This is a genomic window from Streptomyces sp. NRRL S-1813 (assembly GCF_000719605.1).
Lineage (GTDB): Bacteria > Actinomycetota > Actinomycetes > Streptomycetales > Streptomycetaceae > Streptomyces > Streptomyces decoyicus.
The window spans coordinates 1-8,915 of sequence record NZ_JOHB01000068.1 but is presented as its reverse complement, the minus strand read 5'-3'; the positions used below and the strand labels follow the sequence as shown (position 1 = coordinate 8,915).

The window sequence follows — 8,915 nt, the reverse complement described above, 5'->3', positions numbered from 1 at the left end:
GCGCGGACGCCTTCCTCCTGGTGGTCTCCGAACTCGCCACCAACGCACTGCGCCACGGCGGTGGCCGGTACACCCTCCAACTCTTTGCCGGCCCGGACACGCTGACCGCCGCGGTCAGCGACCTCAGCTCAGCAGCCCCCCGCGAACGCACACCTGATCTCAACGGCGGCGGCGGTGGCTTCGGCTGGCACATGATCCGCCACCTCACCAGCCACCTGACCATCACCCCCGCCCCCGGGACCGGCAAAACCATCCATGCCCAAGTCTCCTGGTAGCGAGGCCTTGCCGGCGAGCTGTGCATGGGGACGTGACGCGCCCTCCATCGGCTTGAATCGGTGTCTGGCGATGCAAGCCGGGGAAGGAGTCGTCCGCCGAACGGCAGATTGCCACGGTCGGTCAGGTTGACGAGCTGGCCAATGCCCTCGGGCCTCGTCGGCGCCTGATGGTTGCTTGGCCTGGGGCTTGCTTCCGGAGCGGGGAGGGGAATTGAACCCGTGCTCTCGAAGGTTGCCACGATGCTCAGATGCCATCCGGCGTATCCGGAGCCTGGGCAACGATTGCTAGGCGGGCGAACGTGAGGTCGGCAGGCTTGCGCCATGGCCGCCTTCTGAGTCCCAGACCGAAACCAGGGACAGTTCCGTCTCCTCCGCGATCCGGCGCTGCTCCGCTTCGTCCATCAGGGCGCTCGCGGTGAGGTTGCCCAGCGGATCGGCGGCCTCGGCCATGAGCCGGGCGGCTGCGGCGGGGATGGTCTCCGGAGGGATCACCAGCAGGTCCCAACGGCCGACGCCGTAGGAGAGCAGCAGCAGCTTGTGGGGATCTTGCTCGGCGTTGAACCAGCCGACACCCACCACATGCCCGTTGACGGGTACCTTCCGAGGGATGACCGGCCAGAAGGTGGGGTTCACCGTGACGTGGGTGATGCGCCCCCACAGCGGGTCGAGGGCGGCCGTCAGTGCCGGAAGTTCCGCTGTGAGGTCACGGGAGCGGGGCCACCACGCACCGTCGAGCAGAGGCGGAGCGGTGCCGGCCGGCGCCAGCATGAGCCGGAGGGGCAGCGAAGCGGTCCGGTCTTCGACCGCTGGCGGATACCGAATGGTCGTGGTCATGATGCGGACCCTGCCCCGGGCCGACCGCAACCGGCCCGGTGTCGTGAATCGCCGAAAACGACACGAGCATGGGAGCTGGTGTACGAATTGCCCTCGGTGGTTCCAGCTTACTCCCGTTAAGGCCCGCCGGACCGATCCGGAGCGAGCGAGTGGAGGGCACAGGAGACCTTGGGGTGGCCCGTCCGAGAATGGCCTCGCCAGGGAGACGAAAACCAGGCGTAGGGCCGTGTGGTCAGCTGAGGAACGACAGCCGGACCTGGCGTTCCGGGTTGTCCCGGTCGGTGGTCACCAGCACGACGGACTGCGAGGCCCCCAGCTCGAGCTCACCATCGACCACGGGCAACGTGGCGTGTGGTGGGACCAGAGCAGGGAGCATGCGAGCGATGCTGTGACCAGGACTGCGGGGGCGGTCCTGCGAGCGGTCGTCCGTGGGAAGAACGTCGCGAAGGGCCGCCAACAGGTCATCGTCGCTGCCTGCCCCGGTCTCGATGATGGCCAGGCCGGACGTTGCGTGGCGGGTGAAGATGTTCAGCAGTCCATTGTGCCCGTGAGCGGCCTCCCGGAGGAACGCGGAGCATGCGTTCGTGAGGTCGTGCAGCGTCTCAGCGGAGCCGGTGGTGATGGTGATCGTGCGGGTGGTGAAGGTTCCAGCCATGATTCACCGGTACCCGTCGCACAGCCCGAGCACTGACGGCCGGATGGGTTGTTCCCCCCGAACTCCGCCGCAAGGCTGAGGGTGGACCACCCGCCAGGCGTCACTGCATGACGATGGTGATCGATCCGGTGCCGCCTGCTCGTTGGTTTGCGGCCTCGGCTTCCCGGTAGGTGACGTACTGACGAATGGTGCCGTCGGGCAGGTTCAATTGGTAGCCGACGACGGTCTGAGGGGTTCCTCCGCCGCAATTGCATGGCATGGCTGCGGTCCTTTCACGTTGTGGTTCTTCAGCGCCGGATTGGGCCGGAGGTCCTCGCGCTCCGCGGCCCGCGTGCGTCTCCCCGGGAGGTGCCGCGCGACGAACAGGTAGGGAGGTGCTGGTCGGTCCAGCCACCGTGAGGCGACTCCCGCCAGGTAGGGGGTGGCAGGGCAGTCGCGAGGCCCCTGGCAGCTCCACGCGGGGCCTTGGGGCTGTGAGAGCCGCTCGGCTGTCCGGGGCCGATACCGGAGGGAAACACCGGCCCCGGTTCTCACCTGTGAGCCGTCCACGCACCGCCGGCACCAGGGGCTGTCCCGCCACCCGTCTCTGTCATGCCGACGGGCGTGGTGCCGAATGGCTCACCGGTAAGTTTGAGTCGAGCTGTCCCCCGTCCTTCCACGACGGGGGACAGCTCTTGAGGGGCAGGCCGCTTACCGGAAGGCCCTCAGGTCAGGGGCGGCACTGCGTGGACCAGACCTGTGCGCGAGTACTGCCACAGGACCCGTCACGCCGCCCCGGTCGATCGGGCGGGTCACGCCGGCGGGAAGCAGGGCCTCAGGGTGCCGGTGGCCTGGACCGGGACGCCGCCGACGGTGGCGGTCGCCGTGTAGCTGCTGGCGCTGATCTGGAGCAGGGACAGGCCGGCATTAAGGGTGGCGACACCGGCGGCGTTGGTCACCGCCGTGCCCACCGGCAGGCCCGAGACGAAGAAGGTGACCGTGACGCCCGCTTGCGCCGGCGTGACGGTGGCCGTCAACGTCGCCACGAACAGGTGCGGAATCGGAATGGGCAGGTTGACCCGCCAGCAGGCGGGCGACGCACTCAGCGGGCCCGCCTGCAGAACGACGGTGATGGTGAGGGGCGCGGACGCGACGCCGGTGCATGCGCAGGCGGTGCCGGCCGCGGTGACGGTGGCAGTGACGACGGCGGGCCCGGCGCTGTTGAAGGTCAGCGATCCGGTGGCGACACCGGCCAGGTTGGTGGTGACGGTCACCGGGACCGCACCACCGGTGAAGGTCACCGACCCACCCACGACCGGCAGACCGTTACAGGTCACCACAGCGGACACGGAGGTCGGCTGCCCGGCCACCACCGGTCCGGCCACCGGCTGGACCACCACCTGGCAGGACGGCTGCGGAGTGACGGTGATGGGGAGGGGTGCGGAGACGACGCCGGTGCACGCGCAGCCGGTGCCGGCCGCGGTGACGGTGGCAGTGATCGTGGCGGCCCCGGCCGTGTTGAAGGTCAGCGATCCGGTGGCGACACCCGCCAGGTTGGTGGTGGCCTTCACCGGGACCGCACCACCGGTGAAGGTCACCGAGGCACCCGAGACCGGCAGCCCGTTACAGGTCACCACAGCGGACACGGAGGTCGGCTGCCCGGCCACCACCGGCCCGGCCACCGGCTGGACCACCACGGAGCAGGTGGACAGGGGCGGCACGGTGACCGCGTTCGTGTCCAGCGTGACGGCGGCACCGAGAGCCAGCAGCCGGCCGTCCACGATGGCCCCCGTCGTGGCGGTGATCGAGGTGAAGGCGAGGATGCTGCCCCTGATGGTGGAGCCGGCGCCGAGCGTCGCGGAACTGCCGACCTGCCAGAAGACGTTGCTGGACTGCGCGAGGCCGATGAGGTTGACGTTGCCGGTGGCTCCCGTGATGAGCGTGGTGTTCGTCTTGAAGATGAAGACCGCGTTGGGGTTGCCCTGCGCGTCCAGGGTCAGTGTCCCGTTGAGGCCGAACGTGCCTGAGGCGGAGTTGTACACGCCGGGGGTCAGGGTGGTCCCGCCGAGTTCCGTCGCGACAGTGGCCGTGACCGGCTGTACCAGCGCGTTGGCGTACCCGGTCAGCAGGTCGGCCTGGGCCTGCGCCGCGGCGGCGTCGTTCACGTGGATGGTTCCGGTGACCGTTCCGGGAGGGAACCCGGTCACCGCACCGGCGGGGCTCACTCCGAGGTCGCCGTTGACCACGGTGAGGCCGGTGTTGGTGACCGCCGTGTTGGCGAGCACGCCGTAGGAGGAGGCGGTACCCAGAGGTACAAGTGTTGCCATCGTGGATTTCCTTTTCTGAGGCTTCCGGGGCAGCCCTGATGCCGCCCCGGAACTGTGGGAGATCGGCGCGCTTGCACCGCTTGCGACCGGTGCTTTGGGCACGGGTGAGCTGTGCCATGTGCGGCGCGCCGGAATGAACATGAAGGCTTCGACCGAGCGTGGTGTGCGCACTCGCCACAGCTGCCCGAGCGCACTCAGCCGTCGGCGCTCGTGCCCCGTCCTCCTGGTGACGCCGCACCGGAGGTCGCCTGATGCCGGATCGTCGCCTGTGCCGGACGTCGAGGGTGTCCGGCATGCAGGACCGACAGAGAAGTGGGGGTGCTTGGGAACGGTGGCGTTGTCGCCCGAGTCGGACACTTGGGCGTGCTAGCGGTCGGTGGAGCCCAGTTGGAGAGGGGATCCGCCAATTCCGGTACGGCCGTATTCAGCGGAGTCGGCGGCGTGAGTTGATGTCCACTCACCACGAATTACGGCAGTTGATGCCTTTTCGGCTGAAAACCCTTGCCCATGTTGAGCCCTCGCGATCTAGGTCTGTTGGATCTAGTTCGGGGCTCCTCAAGGACTGACCGGTAGTCAGCCAACAGCTGGGAGGGGCAACTGACCAGCCGTCCAAGGAGCGCCCATCAGGCAATGCCGCTGACCGCTACCGGACAACCGGCAAAACGTGAGTCCCGAGAGGGATGGGCGACCTTCGGACTCGCTATTGCTATTTAAGGCATCACCGGCGGGCCCCGGACAGAGGGAGGACCAGATGTCGCCCGAATGGCGCAACGCTTACTCAGGGCCGCTGCTGCCACGGACCATGCGTGGACATCACGCCTTGGCGGCGGAGCAAACTCACGGTCGGCACAAACAAGCGGCCTGGAACCCTTCGTGCGGACGCCCCCTGGGGGCGGCAGGGGCTTTCCGGTCACCGGGCCGTTGCTCCGGCCGTGAGGGATGAGCCTGAGAGCTGTGATGATGCGTGGGCGGTGGTCGCGCCGTTCGGCTCCTGGCAGACCGTGCACGGACGTGTTCGTCCGCCGGCCTTGCAACCTGATCACCGTCCGACCGCGAGTGCCTTCCGTCGGAGAAGGCCACGCTCATCCGTCAGCACTCGGATATCAGCACTCGGATCTTGAGCGGCAGCATGAGGTGGCGAGCGGACTGGATGGCCTCGTGCGGGCCAGCCCGGCGGGCCGCACCTGTACGCGGCCGCCCGCAAGGTGCGTGAGGAACGCGGCGGCCATCTGCGAGCGGCCGGCGTGGTCCACCCCCGCCGACTCCGTGAATCCGGCCGTCGTCGCGGCAATGGCCGAGGTGGGCATCGACGTCTCGGCCGAGGCGCCCAGGTGCTCACCATCGAGGCCGTGCAGGCATCCGACGTCGTCATCACGATGGGCTGCGGCGACACCTGCCCCGTCTTCCCCGGAAAGCCTTACCTCGACTGGCAGTTGCCCGACCCCGCAGGGCAGGGTGTCGAGGCCGTACGGCCCATCCGCGATGACATCGAGCGGCGGCTTCGCGAACTGATCGACGAGATCGCCCCTGAGGGGCAGGCGTGAGCATGCTGCCCGGTCGCCGGCGCCGACCCGCCGATGTGCCGGGGAGCGCCTTGCCGGCTAGGCAGTAGGGGTTCAACAACCGAAGGACCTTCGAACTCTCCAGCGACGGCATCCATGATGACTTCGTCGCACGTCCGCCCGAGCCAGTACCCGGCTTCGCGGAGGCTGCCGGCAGCGCGGAAGCCCGCCTTCTCGTAGGCACGGATGCCGGCCTTGTTCGGGGCGAGAACCTTGAGCCAGAGGGGCTCGGGTGCCCGACGGCCGTAGCCGGCCAGGAGGGTGGGGTCCTGTTCCCGGCGCCAGTGCGTCTCGACGAGGTCGGCTCGGTAGGGGCCGAGTGCGCAGGTGTCGGTGCCGATCCACAGGATCGGGTCAGAGCTCGTGCAGGCCCAGGTAGCCGCCTGGGCGGGCAACAGTGTTCCTGTCCTCCTGGCCACTTACACACACTGCATCACCGGACAGCCGGCCGAACTCCAGGGGCGGATCGAAGGGCCCCAGCGGCTGCCCGCCGTGCCCGCAGCCGTGAAGGGTCCGTCGGAAAACCTCGGGAAGTTTTCGGGAAAACCAGCCGCCGAGAGCCGTTCAAAACCGGCGTCGGCCGGACTGGCGCCGTCGCCGCCGGGAGTCGCTCCGGCCTGCCAAAGCCGTCACGCCGCGTCTGTTAAACCGCCTCTGAACTGCAAAAAAGCCCTCCGCGAAGGAGGGCTGGGCACCGTACGGGCGATGGCGCCCCCGGCAGGACTCGAACCTGCGGCCAAGTGCTTAGAAGGCACCTGCTCTATCCACTGAGCTACGGGGGCCGGTGTGGGCGTGGATCACGGACCGCGGACAAGGATAGAGGTCCGGGTGCCTCGTCCCGGTTGCTTCACCTCCGTGGCACGTTGTGGAGGTTCGGTGAAGCGGTCCCGATAATCGCAGGCAGGTACGAATCCTGCATCGCTTTTGGCGTCCCGTGTGGCGGGTGTTGTGCACTCGTTATGCCTGCGCCTCGCTTGTCGCGGACGTCTCATGCGTCACTCATCCCGTTCTGTACGGGTTCTTGCGGCGCGCACAAGGGGTTATACGCTTCAAAAACCCAACGAAATTGGGCATTCTGCACATGTGGCGACCTTGGACGTACGACCCCGGCTGATCGACGCACTGTCCGTTCTGCGCGACCGCGTCGACGCCGCACGCTTTCCACTGCCACTCCGGGGCGCGGCCCGGGCCCGGCGCAACCGGGCCGAGCTGCTCGCCCAGCTCGATGACTATGTGATTCCCCGCCTGCGCTCCCCTCAGGCCCCGCTGCTCGCGGTGATCGGCGGATCGACCGGGGCGGGCAAGTCCACCTTGGTGAATTCGCTGGTGGGGCGGCGGATCTCGGAGTCGGGGGTATTGCGTCCGACGACGCGTACACCGGTGCTGGTCTGCCATCCCGACGATCTCCATTGGTTCGCCGGACCGCGTGTCCTGCCGCAGCTCGCCCGGGTGTGGGTCCCTGAGCAGGACGACGGCGGGGAGAGCGAGTACGCGGCGGGTGACGGCCTGGGCCGGAGTGAGTACGGGGTGCATGGCGTGGGTGGGGTTGGCGGGATGGGTGGGGTGACGCCCGGTGGCGGGGGCGGGGGAGCCGGTGGGCGTGGCGTCCGGATGGGGCATGGGCCCCGTACGGCACATGGGTTCGATGGGGCGCATGGGCCGGGGCCGGGGCCGGAGGCGCGTGGGGGTGGAGAGCTGGGCGCCGCGTATGGCTATGGCCATGGCTATGAGGTCGGGGGGCGGGCTGGTGGTGGCGGTGCGGTCGGTGGGAGTTGTGGGGGTTATGGGGCGGATGACGGTGAGGCGTATGACGGTGCGGTGGGTGGCGCCAGTGGCGTCGGCCTGAAGGGCCGCGCGGGCGTGGGTGCGGCGGGGAGCGGGAGTGATCCCGGGATGCTCACGGTGCGGATCGAGACGGACCGGGCGCTGCCCAGCGGGCTGGCGTTGCTGGACGCCCCGGACATCGATTCGCTGGTCGCACGCAACCGGGAGCTGGCCGCGGAGCTGATCTGCGCCGCGGATGTATGGGTGCTGGTCACGACGGCCGCCCGGTACGCGGATGCGGTGCCCTGGCATCTGCTGCGTACGGCCAAGGAGTACGACGTCACGCTGGTGACCGTGCTGGACCGGGTGCCGCATCAGATCGCCACGGACATTTCCGGGCGGTACGCGGAACTTCTCCAGCGGGCCGGCCTCGGCCACGTACCGCGGTTCACCATTCCCGAGCTGCCCGAGTCGGCCGGTGGCGGGAGCGGTCTGCTGCCCGCCACGGCCGTGGCGGCGCTGCGGGACTGGCTGGAGCGGCATGCCCAGGACCCCGTCGCCCGCACCGCCGCAGCGGACCGTACGGCCGCCGGGGTGATCGCGTCGCTGCGCAGCCGGCTGCCCGCGCTGGCCGGGGCCGCCGCCGCCCAGCATGCCGCGGCGCTGCGGCTGGCCGGCCGGGTGGAGGAGGCGTACGAGCGGGCCGCTGAGCGGGTACGGCAGGAGGTCGCGGCCGGTGAGGTGCTCTCCGGGGACGCCCGCGCCCACTGGCGTGACCATGGGCTCGACGGCCGGTCGGACGAGCTGCTCGACGCGCTGACCCATGGGCTCACCTCGCTGCTGACCTGCGCCGTGCAGGAGGCCGACGAGCGGGCCGCGGAGGCCTGGCGGCGCGATCCCGCGGCGGCCGAGGTCTCGTTGTCGGCCGCCGCGGGCGCTGCGGGTGCGGGTGGGCGGCTCGGAGTGATCGTCCGGCGCTGGCGGCGCTGTCTGGAGGAGCTGGCCGAGGAGGAGACCCGTGAAGCGCGTGCGGGGCAGGCCGGTGAACGGGTGGGGTCGGTGGAGCCGGAGGAGTCGGCGGCGCTGTTGGCCACGGCCCTGCTCGGCGGACGCCGCGCCCGTACGGCGGGTGAGAACCTCGCCGATCTCCTGGGGGCCCAGACCGCGCTGCGGCTCTGCGATCGGGGCGCCCGGTTGCTCGCCACGTACCTGGAGCGTGCCCTCGACGGTGAGCGCGAACGGCGGCTGGCACCCCTGGACCAGCTGACCGTCCCCCTGGACCAGCAGGCGGAGCTGATTGCCGCACTGTCCGTATTGCAGCGGGAGAGGCAGACGGGGACGGAGAAGCAGACGGGGACGGAGAGGAAGACGGGGACAGAGAGGCGGAAGCAGATGCGGAGCGAGGAGGAGCGGGAGATGGCGATGGAGAAGGAGGAGGTGTCGGGGTGAGTGTTTCTGAGGCGGCAGCTGGTTCCGGAGAGAGCTTGTGGCAGGGGCAGGGGCAGGGGCAGGGGCAGGG

At 69.5% G+C, this 8,915-nt stretch carries 6 protein-coding genes, 1 tRNA gene and 1 pseudogene; 3 read left to right on the top strand and 5 right to left on the bottom strand.

All coding sequences use genetic code 11. The annotated features are described in order from the left end of the window. Nucleotides 1-275 (top strand): ATP-binding protein (locus tag IF67_RS0138170; protein ID WP_030993595.1); only part of this gene is annotated, 275 nt, incomplete at its 5' end. A 285-nt stretch (nucleotides 276-560) separates the two neighbouring features. Here the strand turns inward: IF67_RS0138170 and IF67_RS0138165 are convergent. From IF67_RS0138165 to IF67_RS44535, 4 genes are all read right to left on the bottom strand, one after another. Next, the gene (locus IF67_RS0138165; protein ID WP_030993594.1) at nucleotides 561-1,109 is read right to left on the bottom strand and encodes a DUF5994 family protein; all 549 of its coding nucleotides are present in this window, start codon (nucleotides 1,107-1,109) and stop codon (nucleotides 561-563) included. A gap of 232 nt (nucleotides 1,110-1,341) precedes the next feature. Then, complete coding sequence (locus IF67_RS0138160) at nucleotides 1,342-1,764, bottom strand: YjbQ family protein (RefSeq protein ID WP_030993592.1); 423 nt, start codon at nucleotides 1,762-1,764, stop codon at nucleotides 1,342-1,344. Nucleotides 1,765-1,864: 100 nt separating this feature from the next. Beyond that, the gene (locus tag IF67_RS44540) at nucleotides 1,865-2,023 is read right to left on the bottom strand and encodes a DUF7196 family protein (protein WP_199812857.1); all 159 of its coding nucleotides are present in this window, start codon (nucleotides 2,021-2,023) and stop codon (nucleotides 1,865-1,867) included. Between the two features lie 532 nt (nucleotides 2,024-2,555). Beyond that, nucleotides 2,556-4,070: an ice-binding family protein gene (locus IF67_RS44535; protein ID WP_051819118.1), complete on the bottom strand. Its 1,515-nt coding sequence runs from the start codon at nucleotides 4,068-4,070 to the stop codon at nucleotides 2,556-2,558. A 1,236-nt stretch (nucleotides 4,071-5,306) separates the two neighbouring features. Here IF67_RS44535 and IF67_RS40025 point away from each other — a divergent pair. After that, nucleotides 5,307-5,614 (top strand): annotated as a pseudogene (locus IF67_RS40025) (phosphotyrosine protein phosphatase); the annotation flags it as partial. A 724-nt stretch (nucleotides 5,615-6,338) separates the two neighbouring features. On the opposite strand, the gene IF67_RS0138135 reads toward IF67_RS40025, so the two are convergent. Further along, nucleotides 6,339-6,414, bottom strand: a tRNA-Arg gene (locus IF67_RS0138135). A gap of 301 nt (nucleotides 6,415-6,715) precedes the next feature. Between IF67_RS0138135 and IF67_RS45600 the strand changes: the two genes are divergently transcribed. Beyond that, complete coding sequence (locus IF67_RS45600; RefSeq protein ID WP_051819117.1) at nucleotides 6,716-8,845, top strand: ATP-binding protein; 2,130 nt, start codon at nucleotides 6,716-6,718, stop codon at nucleotides 8,843-8,845. Nucleotides 8,846-8,915: the final 70 nt, after the last annotated feature.

Coding starts and splice junctions, on each gene's coding strand:
- IF67_RS0138165 (WP_030993594.1), bottom strand. CDS start 1,109: ATGACCACGACCATTCGGTATCCGCCAGCGGTCGAAGACCGGACCGCT.
- IF67_RS0138160 (WP_030993592.1), bottom strand. CDS start 1,764: ATGGCTGGAACCTTCACCACCCGCACGATCACCATCACCACCGGCTCC.
- IF67_RS44540 (WP_199812857.1), bottom strand. CDS start 2,023: ATGCCATGCAATTGCGGCGGAGGAACCCCTCAGACCGTCGTCGGCTAC.
- IF67_RS44535 (WP_051819118.1), bottom strand. CDS start 4,070: ATGGCAACACTTGTACCTCTGGGTACCGCCTCCTCCTACGGCGTGCTC.